Here is a 23,284-nt window from a genome sequence, read left to right on the forward strand (position 1 = left end):
GCCGCGGCAGCTGTGACCGAGAAGGTCTGGAAAGCGGGCAGGCTCGAACCGATGCCGATCCGGAAGCTTCCGGACGCCCCGCCCTCGCTGCACATCCTCGGTCCGACCGTCTTCCTGGTCGCGCTGGGCGTCGGTATGGGCGAGTCCTACATGTGGCCCCGGCTCGTCCTGGTGTTCGGGCCGGACATCCGCTGGCTGTTCATGGTCGGTGTCACCCTGCAGGCGTTCGTGCTGCTGGAGATGGCCCGGTACGCGATGGCCACCGGCGAGAGCATCTTCTTCGGCGCGGCCCGGATCTTCAAACCGCTGATGTGGTTCTTCTACGTCGCGGCGATCCTGATCTACATGTGGCCCGGCCACCTGTCGGCCGGCGCCGCCGCGTTCGAGGAGGTCAGCGGCATACCCTGGCAGGTCTCGGCCTGCGTCGCGCTGATCTTCGTCGGGGTGCTGTTCAGCATGCTCTCGGTGATCTACAACTTCCTGGAGAAGCTGCTCGGCCTGCTGATCGGCCTGCTGGTCGTCGGTACGTCGGTGATCGCGGCGATCGTCGGCAGCTGGGACGACCTGGCGAACACGCTCTCGGGCATGTTCGCGTTCGGCTACTTCCCGGACAAGGCGCTGTCCGAGGCCTGGTTCCCGATCGTGGTCGGCTCGATCGCGTTCGCCGGACCGTCCGGCATGCAGCAGATGTGGTACACGCTGCAACTGCGTGACAGCGGGGCCGCGATGGGGTCGCACATCCCGAAGATCCGCGGTCTGCGGTCGGCCGGCGAGGCCGAGTCGATGCCGTCGCGGGGCTTCATGTTCGACACCGAGGACCCGGCCGAGATGCAGAAGTGGAAGGGCTGGCGCAAGTGGGTGACCTTCGACGCGCTGCTGCTCTTCTGGGGTATCACCATGCTGGTCACGGTCTCGTTCACGGTGCTCGCCATGTCGGCGGCCCGGACGAACCCGAACGTGGCGAGCCTGATCGAGGGCGGTGACCGGGAGGCGGCGCTGGGCGCCATGTCGGATGCCTTCGCCTCGGCCGGCGGCCCGATCCTCGGCTCGCTGTTCTTCGGCTTCATCGCGCTGATCGGGCTGAACGCGACCCTGGGGTTGTTCGACTCGTTCTCCCGCGGCCAGGCGGACATGACGTACTACTTCGTGCCGGGAGCCAAGCGGTTCTCGATGTCGAGGCTGTACGCCGGGTTCCTCTGGGGCGTGATCACCTTCGGCATCCTGATCCTGCTGTTCGGGCCGGCCGACGGTCCCGCGGGCATCCTGGACATCCTCGCCTTCCTGTCCACGTTCGCGATGGGCGCGTACTGCGTCGTCCTGCTCCTGGTGAACAACAAGCTGCTGCCGAAACCGATCCGGCCGGGGCCGGTGCGCAACGTGATCATCGGGTTCGGCGCGGTGTTCTACCTCGGGCTGCTGTTCTACAGCCTGGTGCGCTTCGGCGTGGTCGTGGGCTGATCATGGCCGAGGTCAAGCAGTTGGCGGAGTTCGCCGTACCGGCCGCAGCGGTCGGCGCCGCGGCCGGGGTCATCGCCGGTGGTCTGGCCGCATTCGTCGGCCAGCCCGCCGGCTGGGCCGTGGTCACCGGCCTCGGCCTGGGCATCCCGCTGGTCCTCTTCGGGGCCGGGTACGCAGTCCTGGTCGCGCTGGGCAAGGTCCCCGCCGGGGTGTTCGCGCCGGCGGCGGTCTACTGGGTGATCGGCTTCCCGCTCGCTCTGCTCGTGCACTCGGTGGCCACCGAGTGGGCGGTCACCGGCGCGCCGGGCCTGCCACCCGAACCGTGGAAGTTCCTCGCCTTCCGTGCGCTGGTGAGCATGGGATTCGCGATCGGCTTCCTCTGGATGCACGAGCAGATCGGCCGCCACTGGTGGCCGCGCATCCTCGACCACAACGTCTACGCCCGGCGGACGGTCCAGCAGTACGTCCACCTGGCTCAGGCGCTCGAGGCCCGCAAGGCCGCCACCGCCCGAGGCCGCAAGAAACGTGTCGCCTGATTCCCCCGCCAGTCGCCCGCAGCTCTCGTGGTTGCGGGCGACTGTTCTGTGCCCGGGGCGCGGTGCCGACCGGTCAGCTCGGCGTACGGCGGCGCCGGCGCGGGGTCGCCTCGGGCTCCTCGGGGGCCTCGTCCTGGCCGTTGGCGGCTTGGAGGTCGTGGTACGCCTTCCGGGTGTGCTCGGTGTGCTCGCGCATGGTCTGCGCGGCCTTGTCCTCGTCGCCCTCGCTGATCGCCTTCACCAGCCGGTTGTGCTCCCGCCAGGACGCCGCACCCCGCGCGGGGGCGACGGGCGTGTAGTACCACCGGACGCGGCGATCCACCTGTGCGGCGAAGTCCACCAGGAACCTGTTGCCGGACATCTGCGTGATCAGGCTGTGCAGCTCGCCGTTCGTCCGGACGGCGCCGTCGATGTCGCCGGCCTCGTGGTACGCCGTCCCGACCTTGCACAACTCGCGGAGCCGGGCGACGTCGTCCTTGGTCGCGTGCCGGGCCGCGAGCCGCGCGGACTCCGACTCCAGCGCCGCGCGGGCCGCCAGCAATTGGTCGACCTCGTCCTCGGCGGGCACGTGCACCATCGCGCCGAAACCCGGGCGCAGATCCACCCAGCCCTCGTTGTTGAGCCGCTGCAGAGCCTCCCGGACCGGCTGCCGGGAGACGCCCAGCATGCCCGCCAGCTCGACCTCGACCAGGTGCCGGCCGCGCTCGAGGGTGCCGTCGATGATCATCTCGGTGAGGGCCTCGTAGACGGACTCGCGCAGCGGCGTCGGCCGCTTGACGTGCCGGACGCCGGGGGAGACGGGGTCGGTGGTTCCCGTGCTGATGGTCGTCATGAGGTCCTTCCCGGAACGAACACTGAGGAGATCAGGATGGCACTTGGTAGACAGTCTACCAAGTGCCATGACCGGGCCTATGATTTCAGCGCCGAGACCCTCGGCGCGCTGGGGTCAGGCGGCGGTCTCGTCCCGGCGCCGGGTGTCCTCGTCGGTGAGCTGGGCCAGCTCGCGGGCGAGCTCGACGTCCAGGTCGATCTCCTGCTGCAGCTCCGGGGCATCCGGGAACTGCGGGCGTGCCGCCAGAGCACCGAACCTCCGCGTGAAAATCATCATGACCCTTCCTGCTCCTCGGTGGAGCGTGTTTGAATTCTGCCTTCTGTATACATTCAACCAGCCGTACTCACCGGTTATGCCCACGTCTCACGTGATCCCGGTTACCCCGTGCGTGATCCGCATTACACGCTTCGAGGTACTTCCACCGTCGCCCAGGCATGGCCGGGCGGTCAAAGACCCGCTCGCTATCGGCTGATAGACGCGAGCTCTCAGAGAAGCTGTCCGGAATAGCCCGAACCCATCAAGTGAACGTCGAGCAGGTCGTCGAGCGCCTTGTGGACGCCGGCCAGGCGGGCCACCTCGAGCAGCGCGCGGGCGAGCACCGGCTCCGGGCTGCGGGCAGCGATCACCAGCCCGACCCGCGGACCGTGCGCCGGGCTCTTCAGCGGTACGACGCGCATCCCGTCGGGTACGCCGAACATGTGCAACCACGCGTGCGAGATCACCGTCGACCAGTGGTTGCCGTGCAGGTGGCTGTAGAGGCCGGAGACCGTGTCGCTCTCGATCGCCGGCGAGGCGGTGACGCCGTCGTCGGTGAAGTACCCGTTCATGATCCGGCGGTTCCGCATGTCCGGGGACAGCAGGCACAGCGGCAGCTCGGCGACCTGCGCCCACGTTGCCACCGGCAACTCGGCCAGCGCGGTGTGCTGCGGGGTGAGCAGCAGATAGCGCTCCTCGTACAGCGGGGTCTTGCGGACCTGGCCGAGGGTGTCGTCGTCGAGGTAGGTCATCGCGACGTCCAGGTCGAACTCGGCGAGCTTCTGGGTGATGTCCCGCGACGACAGCGACTCGATCGTCACCTTCGCGCTCGTGTGCCGTTCGCAGAACGGTGTGGTGAGCAGCGAGACGACCGGCATCGCCGTCGGGATCGCGCCGAGCCGGAGCGTTCCGGTCAGGCCGCCGCGCATCATCGACAGCTCGTGCCGCAGGGCGTCCTGCTCGGCGAGGATCCGCTGCGCCCACAGCAGCACGCGCTCACCCTCCGGGGTGAGGCCCTCGAACCGGCGGCCGCGGCGGACGATCGGTACGTCGAGCTCCTGCTCGAGCTTGCGGATCGCGGCGGACAACGACGGCTGGGAGACGTAGCACGCGTCGGCGGCCCGGGCGAAGTGCTTCTCCCGGGCCAGGGCGACGAGGTACTCCAGCTGGCGGAGCAGCATCAGAACCCGCTCTTGCTGTGGATCGCATACCAGCTGTCTGTATACATAATCCAACTGTAGTGAGCGGTGCAAGGTGCCGGTAGGGTGCGCGAGTCCTGTGACGGGGCTCACATTGCGCGGGGGTCTGTTCCCGGGGCGGTCGTTCGACGGATGAGCAGGGAATCCCGTTGAAAAGGAGCAGTGATGGACAAGGTGGTCTCCAAGGACGGCACCGAGCTCGCGTACGACACTTACGGCAGCGGGCCCGGCCTGGTGCTCGTCGCCGGCGCGTTCACCGACCGGTCGTTCTTCACGCCGTACGCCGAGGCGCTCGCCGCGACGTTCACGGTGGTCAGCTACGACCGGCGCGGACGCGGTGACTCCGGCGACACCACGCCGTACGCGGTCGAGCGGGAGTGGGAGGACCTGGACGCGATCCGCACGGCGACCGGTGCCCGGTACGCCTGCGCGTTCTCGTCCGGGGCGATGGTGATGCTGCAGGCCGGCCTGCCGTTCGAGAAGCTCGCGATCATGGAGCCGCCGTTCCGGGTCGAGGGCGCGCCGCCGGCGCCGGAGCGGTACCTCGAGCGGCTGCAGGAGTACGTCGACGCCGGCAACCCCGGCGGTGCGGCCGAGCTGTTCATGGTGGAGGCGGTCGGTCAGCCCAAGGAGGTCGTCGACCAGATCCGGGAGACGCCGATGTGGGCCGGGCTGGAGGCGATGGCGCACACGCTCGTGTACGACGGCCTGCAGATGCGGGACAGCGCCGTACCCGTCTCGCTGTTGTCGTCGGTGGCTGTGCCGGTGCTCGCGCTCTGGAGCAACGCCAGCCCGGAGTGGATGCAGCGGGCGACCCGTGAGGCGGCCGCTGCACTCCCGCACGGGACGGCGGAAGGGCACGACGGGACGTTCCACACGCTGGCGCCGGAGACGTTGGCCGCTGTCCTGAGCGGCTACTTCCTGGGTGAGCGCTGAGCGTTGAGCCTCAGGTCGGCAGGCGCATCGGCATCAGGATGTACGCCGATGCGTCGGTCGGCTCGTCGTCGGGGGAGCGGAGGCCGGTCAGGTTGGCCGGCTTCGTCGGCTGGGTGAACGCGAAGTGGGCGACCGGTGCACCGATCGACGCCAGCCCGTCCAGCAGATAGCCGGCGTTGAATCCCATCACCACGGGCTCCCCGGTCAGGCTGACCTCCACCGACTCCGACGCCTGCGCCTCCTCGCCGCTGCCCGCGTCCAAGGTCGCCGTCCCGTCCGCGAACGTCATCCGCACCGGTGTCGACCGCTCCGCGACCAGCGCGACCCGCTTGACCGCCTCGACCAGGGCGGCGGTCTCCACGCGGACCGCGGTGGTGACAGCGGACGGCGCCGGGATCAGGCTGCGCACCTTCGGGAACTCGCCGTCGATCAGTCGGCTCGTCGCCCGCCGGCCCGCACCCTCGAACCCGATCAACCCGTCCCCTGTGCGGGTCGAACCGAGCGCGAGGGTGAGCTCGTCACCGGCCATCGCCTTGCACACGTCGGCGAGCAGCTTGGCCGGGACCAGCGCGTTCGCCTCGACGCCGGCGTCGACGGGCTCCCACTCGAATGAGCGGAGCGCCAATCGGTACCGATCCGTGGCCAGCAGGGAGATCGTCGAACCCCGGATCTCGACCCGGATCCCGGTGAAGACCGGCAAGGTGTCGTCCCGCCCGGCCGCGCTCACGACCTGGGCGACCGCGCGGGCCAGCACCGCGCCGCTCACGACACCCGTTGCCTTCGGCAGCTCGGGAAGGGCCGGATACTCGTTCAAGGGCAAGGTCTGCAGCACGAAGCGCGACGTCCCGCTGGTCACGTGCACGCGTGCGGCGTCACCGCTCAGGTCCACGGACTCGCGCGGCATGCTGCGGCAGATCCCGGCGAGCAACCGCCCGGACACCAGATACCGCCCCTCGTCGGCGACCTCGGCCGGCACACTCACCTGCGCCGAACTCTCGTAGTCGAACCCGGACAGCGTCACCCGCCCGTCCGCGGCCTCGACCAGCATCCCGGACAGGATCGGCACACTCGGCCGGCTCGGCAGCCCCTTCGCCACCCACCCGACCGCCTCGGCCAGCACCTCACGACCAACCCGAACCTTCACGCCCACTCCTCCCCATCGAGAGGTTCGAGCCAATCACCCGCCACCGACATTTCCCGTGGGTGCCTCGGGGCGCATACTGTGGCCATGCTCACGCACCATCGAGCGCCGTTGTGGGGACGGATCTCGATCGTGGCAGCACTCGCGGTCGTCGCCGGCTGTTCGTCCGAGCCGACGGCGTCCACCTCGCCCAGCGTGCCGATCACGACGTCAGCGGCCCCAGCCACGACGGCGACGTACGCCGAGCGGCAGCAAGCCGTCATCTCGGTGGCGAACGGTGACGGCCTCGCCGCCGCGGCAGGTGCGGTCTGGGTCAAGACCGACGACGGCCGCGTCGTCCGGGTGGATCCGCGGACCAATCGGGTGACCGGCGAGACCAAGGTCGACACCACGTCGGACGAGAACGAGTACTGCCAGGGCATCGGCGCCGACCGTGCGTCGGTCTGGGCCTGCGCGACCGGCGACGACGGCATCGGGGTCGTACAGCTCGACCCTGCCACGCGCCGGATCGTCCGCCGGGTTGCCGTCGACAAGGTCTTCGACCAGCTGGCGATGCCGTTCACGTCCCGTGGCTTGTGGGTGCTGACCGCCAACGGCTCGTCGGCCGGCGTTGTGGATCCAACGACCGGACGGTTCACGTCGTACCCGCTCGGTGTTCGGTGCCTGCAGTTGACAGCACAGGGCGATCGGGTGGTCGCGACCTCGGCCACAGAGGGCAAGGTGGTCGCGCTGGACGCGACGAGCGGCGCGGTGGTCGCGAACGCCTCGCTGCCGGCTCCACGCCTGGCGGTGGCGGCCGGAGACGGGTTCTGGATCGACACCGGTGACGGCCTCACGCGGTTGAGCCGCGAGCTCGCCGTACCGTCCGTCTACGGCAACCTCAGCGCAGGCTCGAACGGCGACCTGATCGCAACGGCCGACGCGATCTGGCTGCGCTCGGCCGACGGGACGATCACCAAGCTCGATCCGGGCACCGGCGAAGTTGTCGAGCGCATCACGCCGGAACAACCCCTGACCGCCGGCAGTCTGCTGATTGCCTTCGGCAGCATCTGGACCACGTCAAGCGACGAAGGCACCCTCACTCGACTCCGCTTAGCCGGCTGAATCGAACCTGATGCGCTCGAGCTGACTCGCTTGGCGTCGGCTGAGTACGACGGCGGACACGGCGCCAGGCACTACCTGACTCGGATCGACAACCGCCTGCTCCAGCAGCTCAGGCCACCGTCGGCAGTGCGTCTCCATGCTTCCCGACCGCACGACCCGTCCACGGGCCCACTGACCGGACCGAGCCACGTCACCCGGTACGTCGAGCAGCACGAGGTGCACCTGGAGCCCGGACCGCTTCGCCCGCCAACCGATCAAGCGCCGTACCCACGGCCGGGTCGCGCAGTCGTGGAGAAGCATGGGCCCGGTCCGCATCGCGCTGAGCGCCTTCACGTAGTACGCGAGATGCAGCAGTGGCCGCCAGGCTGCATATGGGACGACGCCGAGAACTGGCATCCACTGCGCACGCAGGCGCTCGGAGTCGAACACCTGCACGCCCTGGTGGTCACCGCCTACCGGGAACAGTCGCCGCAGCAGCGTCGTCTTCCCAGCCCCCGGGATCCCGGCGAGCACCACCACCGAGTCCTGCGGGAACCGCAGCTCGTCCCTGTCCTGCGCCAGGTGGGTCCCCGGCGCCACCGCGATCCCCATACCTGCCACAGCCATCTCCGTCCTCTTGTCTCAGTGGTTACAACACCCAGTTAGACGGACGACGTTCCCGCTCGGCCCACAAAGCCCGCTGAGAAGTCCCTGGAAAAACCCTGAGAGCCGCACCCGCACGGCTGGTCGACTGTGCCTGCTGCTGGCCTGGCCGGTGCTGGCCGGGCCGGTGTTGACCGGGCCGGTGCTGGCTCGGCCGGGGTTGGCTCGGTTGGTGTTGGCCTGGCGGGGTGCTGGCCTGGCCGGTGTTGGCTCGGCCGCAACGGTTCGGACACAGAAGCAGGCCGCTGCTTTCCTAGCCGAGGCATCGAAGGCGACTCTCAGATCATGTGGACGGTCCGTGGGCGGCGGCTGCTCAGCGGCGGATTGCTGGTCGGAGTCCTCGGATGCACGGCGCTCGGGTGTTCCGGGTCGACGGCCGAACCTCAGCCGTCTCCGCCTGCGTCAACACAGCCGTCTCCGCCTGCGTCAACACAGTCACCGACCGTGCCGGCCGGCTTGATCGCCTTCGTCTCCGATCGGGACGGCCTCGACGCGCTCTACCTGATGCGAGCCGACGGCTCGAACGTACGGCGACTGACCGGGGAGCTACCGCCGGTCTCGCATCCGGCCTGGTCGGCGGACGGGCGACGGCTCGCGTTCAACGCGGGGTCGCCGACGGCCAGCGACATCTATCTGATCTCCGCGGACGGGTCGGGCCTGACGCAGATCACCCGCGACGCGGCCGCGAACTTCTACCCGACCTGGTCGCCGGACGGACGACGGCTGGCCTTCAGCTCCAACCGGGACGGCGACTGGGACATCTACGTGGCGAACGCCGACGGCTCCAACGTCCGGCAGTTGGTGAACTCGCCCGGCCTGGACGACAAGCCGCAGTGGTCACCGGACGGCTCGCGGATCGGTTTCGCGACCACACGCACCGGCGAACCCGAGCTCCGCGTGGTCGACCCCGACACCGGCGTCGAACAGCCGCTCCTCCCACAGCCGACCCGCGGCCTCAACCCGGCCTGGTCCATCGACGGCTCCCGACTGGCATACAACGTCGTGACCTCCTCCGGCTTCGACATCACCGTCGTAGACGCCGACGGCACCGCTCCCCGGTCAGTCGTCACCGGGTCGGCATCCGAGGAACGACCACGCTGGTCGCCCAACGGCCGATCACTCGCCTACTACTCCGACGCAGAGGGCTCCTGGGACATATACGTCGTCGACATCGAACTCGGCACCACCCGAGCCCTCACCCAACCCCCCAGCTTCGACGGCCAACCAGCCTGGCAACCAACCCGATAGCCGCCGCCCCCACAAGCCCAAAACACAACAGCCGAACCCACGTTTCGTGGGTTCGGCTGTCGCCTAGGTCCTGAGATATCAGAAGGCGCGCTCGGAGGTGTTGTGGCTCAGGACATCGCAAGGCGCGCCCGGCAGTGTTGTGGTTCAGGACATACCGGACGGGTGTCTCACGACATGCCGGACTGGTGTCGCAGGTGATGCCGGACGGGTTGTTGATGCTCTGGGATGTCGAAGGCCCGGTTGGTGATCATGGCTGTGGTGGTGGAGAAGCGGCCTGTTGCTGAGGTGGTCGCGCAGTACGGGGTGGCCCGGTCGTGGGTGTATGAGTTGCTGGCGCGGTGGCGGGCCGAGGGGGAGGCGGCGTTCGAGCCCAGGTCGCGGCGGCCGAAGAGCTCGCCGCGGGCGACGCCGGGTGTGACGGTGGAGCTGGTACTGCGGCTGCGCAAACAGCTCGCGGAGGCCGGCCTGGATGCCGGGGCAGACACCATCGGCTGGCACCTGCGCCACCATCACGCCACGGTGGTGTCGCGGGCGACGATCCACCGGATCCTGACCCGGGCGGGCGCGGTGACACCGGCTCCGGGGAAGCGGCCGAGGTCGTCGTACCTGCGGTTCGCCGCCGAACAGCCGAACGAGTGCTGGCAGTCCGACTTCACCCACTACCGCCTCGCCGACGGCCGCGATGTCGAAGTCATCAGCTGGCTGGACGACCACTCCCGGCTGGCTCTGCATGTCACCGCGCACCGGCGGATCACCGGGCAGACTGTGGTCACGACGTTCCGCGAAACCGTTGCGCAGCACGGGATCCCGGCCTCCACGTTGACCGATATTCAATCTGGGTGGGCGAGTCCCGTGGCTTCTTGGCGGCCGACGAGGAGGATCGGGAGTCGTCCGGCACCTGCCCGTCAACGTTGCTTGACCGAGTGGAGCGCTCTGCGACTCCTTGCCTGTTGACCATGCTGGCGGGCGGGGCCTCTGCCGGAGTTCGAGATGCCCTGTTAGGAACCCGGCGACCACATCTGGTGGATCCCTGTTAGCGAATGTCTGGTGCGGATCGTGCTCCCACGGCGGTCCGGCGGCCGGAACCAGCGAATGCGAGCAGAGGAGTCCGGCAGTGATCCTTCGGATGGGCATCGACATCGCGGTGCGCGCGCCGCACCAGGCCAGCCTGGCCGACGAACGGGGACGGGTGCTGTGGTCCGGGCACCGCTTCCGCACTATCGCCGAGGACCTGGACCGGCTCTGGTCCAGACTCCCTGCCGACGCCGCGGTCGAGGAACTGACGGTTGTCATGGAGCCGACCCGCAACGCCTGGGTTCCACTTGCGGCATGGTTCCGCCGACGCGGCGTGCAGGTGGTGCTCGTGTCGGCGGAACGGTCCGCCGACTTGCGTGCCTACTACGCCAAGCACACCAAGAGCGACCGGCTGGACTCGGTGTTGTTGGCCCGGTTGCCGATGCTGCATCCCGAGGGGCTCCATCCCGAACGCGGCCTGGGGCCTGGTGATCCGCTGCGGCGGGCCACCAAACTGCATTCCACGTTGGTCAAGCGGCGCACCACCAGCCTGGCCAGGCTGGATGCGCTGCTGGAGATCCTCGGACCGCACTGGCATGCCGCGCTCAGCGGCGACCTGGCCAACAAGACCCCACTGCGGTTCCTGGCCGCGGGCTACGCCGATCCGCACAGCGTCAAGCGGCTAGGACGCTCACGGCTGGTCCGGTTCTTCCATCGCCACTCCCGCGGCGCCTGGGGCGAGCCGGAGGTCGACGCCATCCTCGCCGCGGCCACCGCCACACTCGAACTCTGGGATGACGAGCTCGGCTTCCCCGAGCTGGCCGAGGACATCGCAGTGGAGGCGCGCCTGGCGCTGGCGTTGACCGAGGAGATCAAGGAAGTCGACGAGCGGATCGCTGTGCTGGTCGCCCAGCGGGACCCGGCAGGCATCATCGCGTCCGTCCCCGGCGTCGGCGCCGTCACCGGCGCGGTCATCCTCGGCCGGCTCGGAGACGCCAGCCGCTTCGCATCACTCGCGGCGGTCCGAGGCTTCAGCGGCCTGGTGCCCTCACTGGACTCCTCAGGACTGTCCGGCAAACACGGCGGACCCACCAAACGCGGGGACGCACTGCTGCGCGAGGCACTGTTCATGAGCGCCAACCAGGCCCGTCGCTACGACCCGACCCTGGCAGCGAAGTACCACCGACTGATGGTCGAAGCCGGCAAGCACCACAACTCGGCCATGTGTCACATCGCCACCACACTGCTCACCCGCGTGGCTGCCTGCTGGAAGACCCAAACGTCCTACCAGTTGCGCGACGTCGACGGACGGCTCATCGACAAGACCGAAGCCAAGGCGATCATCGCACTGCACTACACCGTTCCCGACCACCTACGACGCGCACGCACAACAACGACCCCCGCCGCAGGGACGGGCCGGCGAAGCAAGGAGTCACAACGTGCTCCATCAACCGGCCCGTCCACCACCCACGCTAGACGCCCTGGCGCCGCTTGACATCTCTTAGGAACTCAACGGCATGGTCTACACGACCCGGTTGTCGGGCGGGAAGGGCGGCCGCAACGGCCTGGAGACCGAGCTACGCCGCCTGAACATCGTGCAGAAGAACTCCCGCCCGAACCACCCGACCACCTGCGGGAAGGTGGAGCGGTTCCAGCAGACCCTGAAGAAGTGGCTGCGGGCCCAACCCGCCCAGCCCGCCACGATCGCCGACCTGCAGACCCTGCTCGACCAGTTCGTGGACGAGTACAACCACCGCCGCCCGCATCGGTCCCTGCCGCACCGCTGCACCCCGGCGGCCGCCTACACCGCCCGCCCCAAAGCCACCCCCACCGGCGACCGGGCCGGCGAGGTTCACCACCGGGTCCGCGCCGACCGGGTCGACCACACCGGCGTGGTCACCCTGCGGGTCAACGGCCGCCTCCACCACATCGGCATCGGCCGAACCCACGCCCGAACCCACGTCATCCTGCTCATCCACGACCTCCAGATCCGGGTCGTCGACGCCGCCACCGGCGAACTGCTACGCGAACTGGTCCTCGACCCCACCCGCGACTACCAGCCCACCGGCAGACCACCCGGACCTGCCCCCAAAAGAAGCAGGTGAACCCACGAATCGTGGGTTCACCTGTCCGGGATGTCTTGAGACATCACAAGGCGCGCCCGGCAGGATTCGAACCTGCGACCAACGGATTAGAAGTCCGACGCTCTATCCAGCTGAGCTACGGGCGCGTGGCAGGGAAGAGTCTCTCAGATGGGGGGTGAATCGTGCGCGTGGGTTACCGGTGGGCGGGTCGAAGTACAGGGTTGTCGTTCCATCCCGGTAACGCTGCGTGGGCTCTCCTGCCCTCGGATCGGCTCTCCAACTAGGCTGCGGGCATGAGTTACCCCTCACCAGGCCCGGCCGGCTCGCCGCAACCCGCGGCGGGGTCGGCGTACTCGCCCGGCGGACCCTACCCGCAGCCGAACGTGCTCGGCGGTCACCCGGTCCCGGGGCAGCGGCGCAACCGGGGCATCCTGATCGGCATCGTGATCGCGGTGGTGTTCGCGATCGCGGGCCTGGTGATCTTCAGCATCGTGGCCCAGTCGACCGGCGCGGGCGGCTTCACCTGGGGGCTGGTGTTCGCGTTCGTCCCCGTCATCCCGGTGATCGCGCTGTACCTCTGGCTGGATCGCTACGAACCGGAGCCGACCAAGTACATCCTGTTCGCGCTCTGCTGGGGCGCCTTCATCGCGACCCTGGTGGCACTGTTCATCAACACCAAGGTGTCCCTGCTGCTCGAGGAGACCGGCAGCGGCGGCTTCCGGTCCGCCGTCTTTGTCGCGCCGCCGGTGGAGGAGTTCGCGAAGGGTGCGGTGATCCTGCTGCTCGCGCTGATCCGGCGCAAGGAGTTCGACGGGATCATCGACGGCCTGGTGTACGCCGGGATGGTCGGTGTCGGGTTCGCCTTCACCGAGAACATCCTCTACTACGGCCGCATCTTCAGCGAGCTCTCCGAGGAAGCCGGCAGCGACGCCGGTCTGCGCGGTGTGTTCGTGCTGTTCTTCCTCCGCGGGTTCCTGTCGCCGTTCGCGCATCCACTCTTCACGTCGTTCACCGCGATCGGGATCGGGATCGCCGTACGACATCGCAGTACGGCGGTCCGCTTCCTGGCCCCGATCGTCGGCTACCTGACCGCCGTACTCGCGCACGGCCTGTGGAACGCGGTCGCGAGCTGGGCCAACGGCACCGGCTTCATCATGGCCTACCTGTTCCTGATGGTGCCGATCTTCATCGGCATGGTCGTCTTCGCCCTGGTGATGCGGTCCCGGGAAGGGAAGATGATCGCGTCCCGGCTGTACGACTACGTCCGCTTCGGCTGGCTGGTCGCCCAGGACGTCCCGCTGATCGCGACGCTGCGCGGGCGCAAGGCGCTCCGGCAGAACGCGAGGCGGTACGGCGCCCAGGCGGAAGCGGCCGCGAAGGCGTTCCAGCAGAACGCCACCGACCTGGCGTACCTGCGGGACAAGATCGTCCGCCAGGTGATCGGGCCGGACGCGCTGCAGACCGAGAAACGGCTGCTGGACGAACTGCGGGCCCGGCGGCCGAGCGTGCCGTTCCCGCCGATGCCGGCGTTCGCCCAGGCCGCTCCTCAGTTCCAGGGAGTGCCGGGACCGGGTGTCGGTCCTGGTCCTGGTGCCGGGATGGGTCCTGGTCCGGGGATGGGGCCTGGTCCCGGTGTGGGGCCCGGTGGGCCGGTCCCTGGCGCCGGGGTGCCTGGTGCGGGGGTGCCTGGTGCGGGGGTGCCTGGTGCGGGAGCCGGCGTACCCGGCCCTGGTGCTGGTGCCGGTGTGCCTGGCTCGGGTACCGGCTCGGGTGTGCCTGGTTCTGGTGCCGGTGGGTCGGGGTCTGGTGGATATCCGCCGCCGCAGGATGGTTATCCGCCTGCTCAGTCGGGGTATCCGTCGGGGCAAACCGCCGGTCAGCCCGGTTACCCAGCGGGCCAGTCCGGTTACCCACCGGGACCCCCTGGTCAACAAGGACCGCCGGGAGGATACGGTCCGTACCCACCATCGCAGTGACTGCCACCCGTCCACGCCGCCACACGGGGATGACGATGACTTTGCTTCTGCGCTGTCCGACCGGGCACTCTGTGCTCGTGGGCGGACGCCGTGGCTGACATCAAGTCAGCAGCTGGTGAGGGTTCGGAGCCGCAGGTTCCGGCCCAGGATCAGCCTGCCCAGGAGCTGGCGAACGCGATCGCCCAATCAGATGCCAAAGGCAAAGGCTTCTGGCGCCGCCGCAGGCGTAAGACAGCAACCGCCACCGCGGAGCCGAGCCCCGCGGCCGACCAGAAGCCGTCCGAGCCGACCCCAGAAGCTGATCAGTCAACCACAAAGCCGACCTCCGACGAGCCGGCAACCGGTACGGCGCCCGCCGACCAGGTAGCCGCCGAGCGGGCGGACGACGGCGCGGGTACGTCGGCCGGCGACGAGCAGGCCGCCGCGACCGATGGCGCGCCGGCGGCCAAGGAGTCCGATGGATCGGCCGCTGCAACTGACGCAGCCGACGAGCGTCGTCCTGCGGAGGAAGCCGCCGCAGGCTCGGGCTCACCTGAGGATGCGGTCTCGGTGGAGTCGTCTGCGGAGGGGGCAGCCACCGGGGAGTCGCCTGCGGAGGAAGCATTTGCCGCAGGGTCGCCTGCCAAGGAAGCAGCCGCCGGGAAGTCGCCGGTGGAGGCCGAGGCAGTCGCCGGAGGGCCGCTTGTGGAGGCAGCCGCCGCCCGAGAGCCTGCGGGGGAGACAGCCGCCGCCGGAGAGCCTGCGGGGGGGACGCCCGCCGCAGGAGAGTCGCTTGCGGGGGACGAGGCAGCCGCCGGGAAGTCGCCTGCAAAGCGGGCGGGCGTCGGGGAGTCACCTGCGGGGGGTGAGGAGGCGGAGTCTGGCGACGCTCAGCGGGCGGACGTTGCGCCGGAGCGTCCGACCGTGGGAGTGGTTTACGAGCCGGACGAGTCTCCGGATGGCTTTCCGGCAGAGTTCGGCGACATCATCATCGGGCTGCCCAAGACGCCGGTCACAGCCAAGTCCGCGACCGACTCCGGGGACGTCTCCGCGGCATCTGCGGAGCACGAAGAGACACCTGACGAGTCCACGGAGACTTCTGACGCCCCCGAAGCCGACTCCACCGCCGAATCCGCATCAGACGCCTCCGCCGCAGCTGACGAGCCCGGCACGCGCCCTGAGCAGGCCGACCCAGCGGACGAGCAGACCGAGCAGGCCGAGCCGGCGGTCGAGCAGACCGAGCTGGCGGTCGAGCAGGCGGAATCTGCGGTCGAGCAGGCCGACGCGTCCGAGGTGGCGGAGGAGGACGTCGACAGATCGGAGGCGTCCGAGGAGCCGGAGCTGACTTCGGACTCCGCTGACGCTGAGCCGACTGAGGTCCCCTCTGAGCAGGCCGATGCCGAAGCCGAGCAGGCAGATGAAGCTGACGGATCCGACCCGGAGCACGACGGCGCCGAGGCCGACGGTGCTGCGTCGTCTGACGCGGACGCCGGCGGTGCGCAGTCGGCTGGTGACGGCGAGAGCTCGTCTGGGGAGGTGAACGGCGGGGGCAGCCCGGAGCAGTCTGGTGAGGCCGGTGAGGAGTTCGGCGAGGCCGACGGAGACAGCGCCGAGGATGTCCAGGCGGCTGACGACGCGCGGCCCACACCCGCGGCAGATGACGCGGGCGCGGGGGATGCGGAGGGGTCTGCGGGAGCCGGTGATGCGGAGGAGTCTGCGGGCGCGGGGGATGCGCTCGACGAGTCCGGGGCGGCTGATGAGGTGCGTGCGGAGTCTGTGGCCGGTGGTGACGGCGCCGGTGCTGCGGACGAGTCTGCGGCGGGTGGTGAGGGCGCTGGTGCTGCGGACGAGTCTGCGGCGGGTGGTGAGGGCGCTGGTGCTGCGGACGAGTCTGCGGCGGGTGGTGAGGGCGCTGGTGGTGCGGACGAGTCTGCGGCGGGTGGTGAGGGCGCTGGTGGTGCGGACGAGTCTGTGGCGGGTGGGGGCGACGGTGACGAGGCACGGGGTGATGGTGCCGAGGGCGAGGGCGAGGGCGAGGGCGAGGGCGGGGGCGACGGGGATGAGACTGGGGTTGTTGAGGGGGAGGCGTCTCGGGAGCTGACGGCTGCGGAGATGGCTGAGCGGGTGGCGGCTGAGCAGGCGGCTATGGCGTTGATTACGGCGCTGATGCGGCTGCGCGGGGCGTTGGCCGGGAGTCAGTTGCCGCTGGATGTGGTGGGGGCTGACGAGGCGCGCCAGCAGCAGAAGGCGATGCTCGATCAGCTGGACGACTACATCCTGCCGCGGTTGGTGCAACTCGAGGCTCCGGTGCTGGCTGTGGTGGGCGGCTCGACCGGCGCGGGCAAGTCGACGCTGGTGAACACGATCATCGGCAAGGTGGTCAGCGAGCCTGGGGTGCTGCGTCCGACCACGCGGTCGCCGGTGCTGATCCACCACCCGGCCGACGCGGACTGGTTCGTCGGCGACCGGGTGCTGCCGGGCATGGCGCGGTCGAGTGGTGACAAGCCGGGCGGGATGGAAGACCCGGGACAGTTGCGGTTGGTTGCCGCCGACACCGTTCCGCAGGGCCTGGCGATCCTCGACGCGCCAGACATCGACTCCGTCGTCGAGGCCAACCGCGACCTGGCGACCCAGTTGCTCGCGGCGGCGGACCTCTGGCTGTTCGTGACCACGGCTGCTCGGTACGCCGACGCCGTACCGTGGGACTTCCTGCAGAGTGCGTCCGACCGCAGTACGGCGGTCGCGGTCGTGCTGGACCGGGCGCCGGAAGACACCATCGACGACATCACCGGGCACCTCGCGCAGATGCTGCTCGAGCGTGGGTTGGGTGACTCGCCGCTGTTCTCGATCAAGGAGACGGTTGTCGATGGCAACGGTATGTTGCCGGCCGAGACCGTTGCCTCTATCAAGGACTGGCTGATCGACCTGGCCGCCGACGCGGAGGCGCGTTCGGCGGTCGTCCGCCGTACGCTGCACGGTGCGGTGACCGCGATGGTCAAGAAGACGCCGCCGTTCGCGGACGCGGTGAAGGCGCAGGCCGAGGCCGTGCTCGAGCTGCGGTCGACCGTGGAGACGGCGTACGACCGAGCATTCAAGGACATCTCCAAGGCGACGCAGGACGGCACGCTGCTGCGCGGTGAGGTGCTGGCCCGGTGGCAGGAGTTCGTCGGCACCGGTGAGCTGTTGAAGGGCCTGCAGACGAACGTCGGCCGGCTGCGCGACAAGATGAAGGCGACGGTCGTCGGCAAGCCACCGCCGACTCGGGACCTCAACGACGCGGTCGAGTCCGGGCTGGAGTCGTTGCTGCGCGAGCACGCCGAGGCCGCCGCCGAACGAGCCGAGGAATCGTGGCAGTCCACAGCGGCCGGTCGCCAGCTGCTCGCTGCCGGCGATCGCGACCTCGGCCGGATGTCGAAGGACTTCCCGGCTGCGGCCGGACGCGCGGTCCGCGACTGGCAGGGCTACGTCCTCGACCTGGTCCGCAAGGAGGGCGCGGACAAGCGCTCGACCGCCCGCATCCTCGCGTACGGCGTGAACGGGCTGGGCCTCTCGCTGATGGTGGTGATCTTCGCGAGTACGGCGGGGATCACCGGCGCCGAGGTGGGCGTCGGCGCCGGTACCGCGGTTGTCGGGCAGAAGTTGCTGGAGGCCGTCTTCGGCGATCAGGCGGTTCGTACCCTGGTGACTAAGGCTCGCGAGGACCTTGACGGTAGGGTTCATGCCCTGATGGATGCCGAATTCGCCCGCTACCTGGCTGTCCTCGACCAGCATCCGGTCGATCCCGAAGCAGCCAGGCAACTGACGGAGGCCGCGCGCGCGGTGGAGGACTGCACGTGACGGGAATTGTGGATACGGTCAAGGGCCTGGTGAGGGGCTCGACCGATGTCCTGACCAAGATCGAGGCGCTGGAGGCGGCCACGGAGGCCGGCCAGGGCCGGCTGGACCCGGTAGTGCTCGCCGAGGCGAGCCAGATCGTGGATCGCGCCGGGCACCGGCTCAGGATGTCCGGCGAGCTGACCGTGGTCGCGCTGGCCGGTGCGACCGGCTCGGGCAAGTCGTCGTTGTTCAACGCGATGACCGGACTCGACCTGGCCGCGATCGGCACGCGCCGGCCGACGAGCTCGATGCCGCTCGCGTGTGTGTGGGGCGAGGAGCCGGCCGCCGAAGTGCTGAACTGGCTCGGGATCCCGCGCCGCCACCAGGTGCAGCACCGGAGCTCGCTGGAGGACGCGCACTCGGAGGACTTGGACGGCTTGGTCCTGCTGGACCTTCCGGACCATGACTCGACCGAGGTCGAGCACCGGCTGATCGTCGACCGGCTCGTCGAGCTGGTCGACATGCTTGTGTGGGTGGTCGATCCGCAGAAGTACGCCGACGCCGCGCTGCACAACCGCTACATCAAGCCGTTCGCCTCGCACTCCGGCGTGATGGTGTTCGCGCTGAACCACATCGACAAGCTCACGCCGGACCAGCGGAAGAGCTGCCTCAACGACCTCGACCGGCTGCTCAAGTCGGACGGTCTCAAGTCGCCGAACGTGGTGGCGACGTCCGCGGTGAGCGGCGACGGGCTCGACGAGCTGCGTGCACTGCTGGTCAAGCGGGTCAACAACAAGCGTGCTGCCCGCGAACGTCTGGCCGCCGATGTCGACCGCGTCGCGGACCGGATGGCCAGCCAGTGCGGCAACGCCAAGACGCCCGAGATCGCCAAGCGCGACATCACCGAGCTCGTCGACGCGCTGTCCGACGCGAGCGGTGTCCCGGTGGTGGTCGACGCCGTACGCCGGTCCTACCTGCAACGGGCTCGGGCCGCGACGGGATGGCCGGTGACCAAGTGGCTGGGACGCTTCCGCCCGGATCCGCTGCGGCGGCTGCACCTGGATCAGGTGTCGAAGCAACAGAACAAGGCGTTGCGCAAGTCGGCGTCGCACGAGGTCGCGATTGCGCGCTCTTCGTTGCCCGCGGCAACCCCGGTACAGCGGGCACGGATGGACACTGCCGTCCGCACCATCACCAACAAGGCTGCCGAAGGGCTGTCCCGTCCCTGGGCCGACTCCGTGCGATCGGCGATCCGCCGGCGGGAGGAGTCGCTGGGCGACGAGCTCGACCAGGCGGTCGCGCGGACCGACCTCGGCGCGAGCAACAACCCCGGTTGGTGGAGTGCGGTCCGGTTCATCCAGTGGGCGCTGTTCCTGGTCGCGCTCGCCGGTGGGGTGTGGCTGGCCGCGCTGGCCGTATTCAGCTTTCTGCAGTTGGAGGACCCGCCGCTGCCCAGGTGGAACGGCATCCCGTACGCGACGATCATGCTGCTCGGCGGCGCCGTCCTCGGACTCGCCGTCTCGTTCGCCTGTCGTCTCTTCGCCACCAGTGGCGCCGCCCGTCGGGGGCGTTTGGTCGCGAAGGCGCTGCGGACGGAGCTCGAGAAGGTTGCCGACAGCCACGTTGTGGCACCGGCCCGGGAAGAGCTCGACGCTTACAGCACCTGCCGCGACAGCCTCGCCACCGCCCGCCGTTGAGCCCGCTGCGCCGACCGATGACGTATCGTCGGTCGGCGCACCGGATCGACCCGTTGTTCTGTAGCTAGAGGGAAGGTCGAGGCGAGGGCCACCGACCGGGCGCGGCGGGGTCAGACCTCGGTGCCGGGCGCAAACTGATCCATGGAGACCTTGGCGGCTTCGGCCAGGTCCTTCTCGGTGGTCGTCCCGGAAGCGCGGACGGCTTCGATCCAGGCGCGGACGGATTGCTCGTTGAATCTGAGCACCTCGGGTGACTCGGCCAGCTCGACCGGGTTCGAGTCCTCGGGCAGCTCGCCGTCGACGTACAGGGCGAGGCCGAGGAAGCCGCCGTCCCAGCCTGGGCCGACCCAGAGCGCGCCGGAGCCGCCGGGCGCCGGTGGCTCGCTCATCGTGTGCTCGAGCTCCAGCTCGGTCGACGAGTCGCCGGTCGGCTGCAAGCGCAGCTCGAGCAAACTCGTCGGGCCGCCGAAGCTCACCCTGAATCGCTTGGGCGGCTCGCACTCCAGGATTTCGCCGCCGGCGTTGTTCTCCAGCTGGTAGGTGCCGCCGACCGTGAAGTCGCCGCTCACGGGCCAGAACCAGCGGCGCATGCGCTCCGGGCTGGTCAGCGCGTCCCACAGCTCCTCGGGCTCGGCCCGGTACGTCCGGCGCATCACCACCGTGGCCGTTTCCCCGGTCCTGCTGACCTCCCGCTGAACCGCGTTGATGTGCTCGAGGATGTCGATCACGGCTGTGTCCCTCTCGTCTCCGACTGTGGTGCTGCTCAGAATGCCGCTCACCACTTATATAAGTCAAGGCTGAGATAGTCATGCCGCCTCAGCCTCCGCAGTCAGCGGCATGGGTGTCGTCGTGTACTCGTCCGCGGGGAACGGGGATGCGGTCGTCTCGGCCGGACCGGAGGAGGGTACGGCGCTCAGTCCAGCGGTAGGTGGCTCGGCGGTGGCGTTCGACGTACCAGCCGGACGCGGTGGGTTCTTGGCAAAGGTCGTCGTACCCCGAGTCAGATCGTGGCCGAGGGAGAAGGCCTCGAGGACGACGCGGCTGCGCGATTCGCCGGCGTCGTCGGTCCACTCGTGGGTTCTCAGTCGGCCGGTGACGATCACCGGCTGGCCGACCTTCACCGAATCGAATGCGTTCTGGGCCAGGACACGCCAGCACTCGACCGTGAACCAGGTCGTCGGTTTGTCGGCGTACGCACCGGTGGTGCGGTCGAACTGCCGAGGTGTCGAGCCGAGCCGGAAGGTCACGCGAGCCGTCTGCCCGCCGACCTCCTTGAAATCCAGGCCGCTGCCGACCCAGCCCTGCACCGTCACGTAGGTCTCGCCGAGGCTCATGATGGCCGCCTTCCGTCAGGTCGCGATGTCGCTGTCACCCGAGAAGATGCACGCATCGTCCATGCGTCGGGAGGACCGACTTCTGATCTGTGGACAACCGACAGGGCCGGATTGGGGTTCGCCGGGGCGAACCACATAGGCTCTGGGGTATGGCGGAATTCATCTACACCCTGCGCAACGTCCGGAAGGCGTACGGCGACAAGGTCGTTCTCGACAACGTCACGCTGAACTTCCTGACCGGGGCGAAGATCGGCGTCGTCGGGCCGAACGGCACCGGCAAGTCCTCGCTGTTCAAGATCATGGCGGGGCTCGAGCAGCCCAACAACGGCGAGGCCCGGCTGGCGGACGACTCGACGGTCGGGATCCTGCTGCAGGAGCCGCCGCTGACCGAGGGCAAGACGGTGCTGGAGAACGTCCAGGAAGGCGTCGGCGACACCAAGCAGAAGCTCGACCGCTTCAATGAGGTCTCCGCCGAGCTGGCCGACCCGGACGCGGACTACGACTCGCTGCTGGCCGAGATGGGCGAGCTGCAGACCGAACTCGACCACCGCAACGCCTGGGACATCGACGCCCAGCTCGAGCAGGCGATGGACGCGCTGCGCTGCCCGCCGCCGGACGCGATCGTCGACAACCTCTCCGGTGGTGAGCGCCGCCGGGTCGCGCTGTGCAAGCTGTTGCTGCAGCAGCCCGACCTGCTGCTGCTCGACGAGCCGACCAACCACCTCGACGCCGAGTCGGTGCTCTGGCTGGAGCAGCACCTGCAGAAGTACCCGGGCGCCGTCATGGCGATCACCCACGACCGGTACTTCCTGGACAACGTCGCCGAGTGGATCCTGGAGCTCGACCGCGGCCGGACGTACGGCTACGAGGGCAACTACTCGAAGTACCTGGAGACCAAGAAGCAGCGGCTCGTGGTCGAGGGGCAGAAGGACGCCAAGCGGCAGAAGATCCTGGAGCGCGAGCTCGAGTGGGTCCGGTCGAACGCGAAGGCCCGGCAGACCAAGAGCAAGGCCCGGCTGGCCCGGTACGAGGAGCTCGCGGCCGAGGCCGAGCGGGCGAAGAAGCTCGACATCGACGAGATCAACATCCCGGCCGGCCCGCGACTGGGCAGCACGGTGCTGGAGGTCTCGAAGCTGGTGAAGGGCTTCGGCGACCGCAAGCTGATCGACGGCCTGAGCTTCAGCCTGCCGCGGGCCGGCATCGTCGGCATCGTCGGTCCGAACGGTGTCGGCAAGTCGACGCTGTTCCGGATGATCGTCGGCGAGGAGAAGCCGGACGCGGGAACGCTCAAGCTCGGCGACACGGTGAAGATCTCGTACGTCGACCAGTCGCGCGGCGGACTGGACCCGAAGAAGACCGTCTGGCAGCAGGTGTCCGACGAACTCGACTACATCAAGGTCGCGAACTTCGAGATGCCGAGCCGGGCGTACGTCGCCTCGTTCGGGTTCAAGGGCCCGGATCAGCAGAAGCCGACCGGCGTACTCTCCGGTGGTGAGCGGAACCGGTTGAACCTTGCGCTGACGCTGAAGATGGGCGGCAACCTGCTGCTGCTCGACGAGCCGACCAACGACCTGGACGTGGAGACGCTGCAGTCGCTGGAGGATGCGCTGCTGGAGTTCCCGGGGTGTGCGGTGGTCGTGTCCCACGACCGGTGGTTCCTGGACCGGGTGGCGACGCACATCCTCGCCTGGGAGGGGACCGAGCAGGACCCGGCGCAGTGGTTCTGGTTCGAGGGGAACTTCGCGTCGTACGAGGCGAACAAGGTCGAGCGGCTGGGGCCGGAGGCGGCACGTCCGCACCGGGTCACCTACCGCAAGCTCACGCGCGAGTAGCAGCAACAGCTCAAGCGCCCCACCTCGCCTGCGGCGAGGTGGGGCGCTGCTGTGTGGGTGGAGAGCTCGGGTGGGTGGCGAGCGGGCGCCGGAAGCGACGGTGGGGTTGAGTTGGGGAGCCGGTGACGTTGGAGGTGAAGCGGTGGGCGGGCTTGGGGAGTTGATACTTAGCTCTTGTGCTAAGTGTTGGGGTGGGGGATA

General features: G+C 69.1%; 20 protein-coding genes and 1 tRNA gene. 12 read left to right on the forward strand and 9 right to left on the reverse strand.

Annotation, left to right across the window (positions count from 1 at the left end; all coding sequences use genetic code 11):
* Nucleotides 1-51: 51 nt before the first annotated feature.
* Both ACQPYZ_RS10215 and ACQPYZ_RS10220 read left to right on the forward strand, forming a co-directional pair.
* Nucleotides 52-1,458: an Nramp family divalent metal transporter gene (locus ACQPYZ_RS10215; RefSeq protein WP_433167213.1), complete on the forward strand. Its 1,407-nt coding sequence runs from the start codon at nt 52-54 to the stop codon at nt 1,456-1,458.
* Nucleotides 1,459-1,460: 2 nt separating this feature from the next.
* On the forward strand, nt 1,461-1,994 hold the full coding sequence (locus tag ACQPYZ_RS10220; protein ID WP_433167214.1) for a hypothetical protein: 534 nt from the start codon (nt 1,461-1,463) through the stop codon (nt 1,992-1,994).
* A gap of 73 nt (nt 1,995-2,067) precedes the next feature.
* Here ACQPYZ_RS10220 and ACQPYZ_RS10225 read toward each other — a convergent pair whose 3' ends face one another.
* The 3 genes from ACQPYZ_RS10225 to ACQPYZ_RS10235 all read right to left on the reverse strand — a co-directional run bounded on the left by ACQPYZ_RS10225 (nt 2,068) and on the right by ACQPYZ_RS10235 (nt 4,262).
* Nucleotides 2,068-2,826 carry a GntR family transcriptional regulator gene (locus tag ACQPYZ_RS10225; RefSeq protein ID WP_433167215.1) on the reverse strand — a complete coding sequence of 253 codons (759 nt, stop codon included), beginning with the start codon at nt 2,824-2,826 and terminating at the stop codon, nt 2,068-2,070.
* A gap of 114 nt (nt 2,827-2,940) precedes the next feature.
* Nucleotides 2,941-3,102: a hypothetical protein gene (locus tag ACQPYZ_RS10230; RefSeq protein ID WP_433167216.1), complete on the reverse strand. Its 162-nt coding sequence runs from the start codon at nt 3,100-3,102 to the stop codon at nt 2,941-2,943.
* Nucleotides 3,103-3,311: 209 nt separating this feature from the next.
* On the reverse strand, nt 3,312-4,262 hold the full coding sequence (locus ACQPYZ_RS10235; protein WP_433167217.1) for a LysR family transcriptional regulator: 951 nt from the start codon (nt 4,260-4,262) through the stop codon (nt 3,312-3,314).
* A gap of 183 nt (nt 4,263-4,445) precedes the next feature.
* Here ACQPYZ_RS10235 and ACQPYZ_RS10240 point away from each other — a divergent pair, with 183 nt between their 5' ends.
* On the forward strand, nt 4,446-5,216 hold the full coding sequence (locus ACQPYZ_RS10240) for an alpha/beta fold hydrolase (protein WP_433167218.1): 771 nt from the start codon (nt 4,446-4,448) through the stop codon (nt 5,214-5,216).
* Between the two features lie 10 nt (nt 5,217-5,226).
* Here the strand turns inward: ACQPYZ_RS10240 and dnaN are convergent, their stop codons facing one another.
* Nucleotides 5,227-6,360, reverse strand: coding sequence for a DNA polymerase III subunit beta (gene dnaN / locus ACQPYZ_RS10245; RefSeq protein ID WP_433167219.1), 1,134 nt, complete (start codon nt 6,358-6,360; stop codon nt 5,227-5,229).
* 84 nt (nt 6,361-6,444) lie between these two features.
* Here dnaN and ACQPYZ_RS10250 point away from each other — a divergent pair, with 84 nt between their 5' ends.
* Nucleotides 6,445-7,461: a PQQ-binding-like beta-propeller repeat protein gene (locus ACQPYZ_RS10250; protein ID WP_433167220.1), complete on the forward strand. Its 1,017-nt coding sequence runs from the start codon at nt 6,445-6,447 to the stop codon at nt 7,459-7,461.
* On the opposite strand, the gene ACQPYZ_RS10255 is transcribed toward ACQPYZ_RS10250, so the two are convergent.
* A complete protein-coding gene (locus ACQPYZ_RS10255) occupies nt 7,450-8,067 on the reverse strand; it encodes an AAA family ATPase (protein WP_433167221.1) in 618 nt (205 codons plus the stop codon). The genes ACQPYZ_RS10250 and ACQPYZ_RS10255 overlap by 12 nt on opposite strands.
* Nucleotides 8,068-8,547: 480 nt before the next feature.
* Between ACQPYZ_RS10255 and ACQPYZ_RS10260 the strand changes: the two genes are divergently transcribed.
* The 4 genes from ACQPYZ_RS10260 to ACQPYZ_RS10275 all read left to right on the forward strand — a co-directional run bounded on the left by ACQPYZ_RS10260 (nt 8,548) and on the right by ACQPYZ_RS10275 (nt 12,470).
* A complete protein-coding gene (locus ACQPYZ_RS10260) occupies nt 8,548-9,351 on the forward strand; it encodes a hypothetical protein (protein WP_433167222.1) in 804 nt (267 codons plus the stop codon).
* A gap of 225 nt (nt 9,352-9,576) precedes the next feature.
* Nucleotides 9,577-10,305: a DDE-type integrase/transposase/recombinase gene (locus ACQPYZ_RS10265; RefSeq protein WP_433167223.1), complete on the forward strand. Its 729-nt coding sequence runs from the start codon at nt 9,577-9,579 to the stop codon at nt 10,303-10,305.
* Nucleotides 10,306-10,465: 160 nt separating this feature from the next.
* On the forward strand, nt 10,466-11,860 hold the full coding sequence (locus ACQPYZ_RS10270; protein ID WP_433167224.1) for an IS110 family transposase: 1,395 nt from the start codon (nt 10,466-10,468) through the stop codon (nt 11,858-11,860).
* A gap of 22 nt (nt 11,861-11,882) precedes the next feature.
* Nucleotides 11,883-12,470 carry an integrase core domain-containing protein gene (locus ACQPYZ_RS10275; protein ID WP_433167225.1) on the forward strand — a complete coding sequence of 196 codons (588 nt, stop codon included), beginning with the start codon at nt 11,883-11,885 and terminating at the stop codon, nt 12,468-12,470.
* A 51-nt stretch (nt 12,471-12,521) separates the two neighbouring features.
* On the opposite strand, the gene ACQPYZ_RS10280 is transcribed toward ACQPYZ_RS10275, so the two are convergent.
* A tRNA-Arg gene (locus tag ACQPYZ_RS10280) sits at nt 12,522-12,595 on the reverse strand.
* 147 nt (nt 12,596-12,742) lie between these two features.
* Between ACQPYZ_RS10280 and ACQPYZ_RS10285 the strand changes: the two genes are divergently transcribed.
* Nucleotides 12,743-14,425 carry a PrsW family intramembrane metalloprotease gene (locus tag ACQPYZ_RS10285; protein WP_433167226.1) on the forward strand — a complete coding sequence of 561 codons (1,683 nt, stop codon included), beginning with the start codon at nt 12,743-12,745 and terminating at the stop codon, nt 14,423-14,425.
* 1,116 nt (nt 14,426-15,541) lie between these two features.
* Here ACQPYZ_RS10285 and ACQPYZ_RS10290 read toward each other — a convergent pair.
* Nucleotides 15,542-16,699, reverse strand: coding sequence for a hypothetical protein (locus ACQPYZ_RS10290; RefSeq protein WP_433167227.1), 1,158 nt, complete (start codon nt 16,697-16,699; stop codon nt 15,542-15,544).
* Between ACQPYZ_RS10290 and ACQPYZ_RS10295 the strand changes: the two genes are divergently transcribed.
* Entirely contained in the window at nt 16,655-18,241 is a 1,587-nt protein-coding gene (locus ACQPYZ_RS10295) for an ABC transporter (protein ID WP_433167228.1), read from the forward strand. The two genes, ACQPYZ_RS10290 and ACQPYZ_RS10295, sit on opposite strands and share 45 nt — an antisense overlap.
* Nucleotides 18,238-19,917 (forward strand): GTPase, encoded by a 1,680-nt coding sequence (locus tag ACQPYZ_RS10300; RefSeq protein ID WP_433167229.1) that lies wholly within the window; start codon nt 18,238-18,240, stop codon nt 19,915-19,917. The genes ACQPYZ_RS10295 and ACQPYZ_RS10300 overlap by 4 nt, the downstream gene beginning before the upstream one ends.
* A gap of 110 nt (nt 19,918-20,027) precedes the next feature.
* On the opposite strand, the gene ACQPYZ_RS10305 is transcribed toward ACQPYZ_RS10300, so the two are convergent.
* Together ACQPYZ_RS10305 and ACQPYZ_RS10310 are read right to left on the reverse strand one after the other, a co-directional pair.
* A complete protein-coding gene (locus ACQPYZ_RS10305; RefSeq protein ID WP_433167230.1) occupies nt 20,028-20,645 on the reverse strand; it encodes an SRPBCC family protein in 618 nt (205 codons plus the stop codon).
* 78 nt (nt 20,646-20,723) lie between these two features.
* On the reverse strand, nt 20,724-21,251 hold the full coding sequence (locus ACQPYZ_RS10310) for a single-stranded DNA-binding protein (protein WP_433167231.1): 528 nt from the start codon (nt 21,249-21,251) through the stop codon (nt 20,724-20,726).
* A gap of 149 nt (nt 21,252-21,400) precedes the next feature.
* Here ACQPYZ_RS10310 and ettA point away from each other — a divergent pair, with 149 nt between their 5' ends.
* Nucleotides 21,401-23,083: an energy-dependent translational throttle protein EttA gene (gene ettA, locus ACQPYZ_RS10315; RefSeq protein WP_433167232.1), complete on the forward strand. Its 1,683-nt coding sequence runs from the start codon at nt 21,401-21,403 to the stop codon at nt 23,081-23,083.
* Nucleotides 23,084-23,284: the final 201 nt, after the last annotated feature.

Origin of the sequence: Kribbella sp. CA-247076 (assembly GCF_050942445.1) — a bacterium.
In the GTDB taxonomy this organism is placed as follows: Bacteria; Actinomycetota; Actinomycetes; order Propionibacteriales; family Kribbellaceae; genus Kribbella.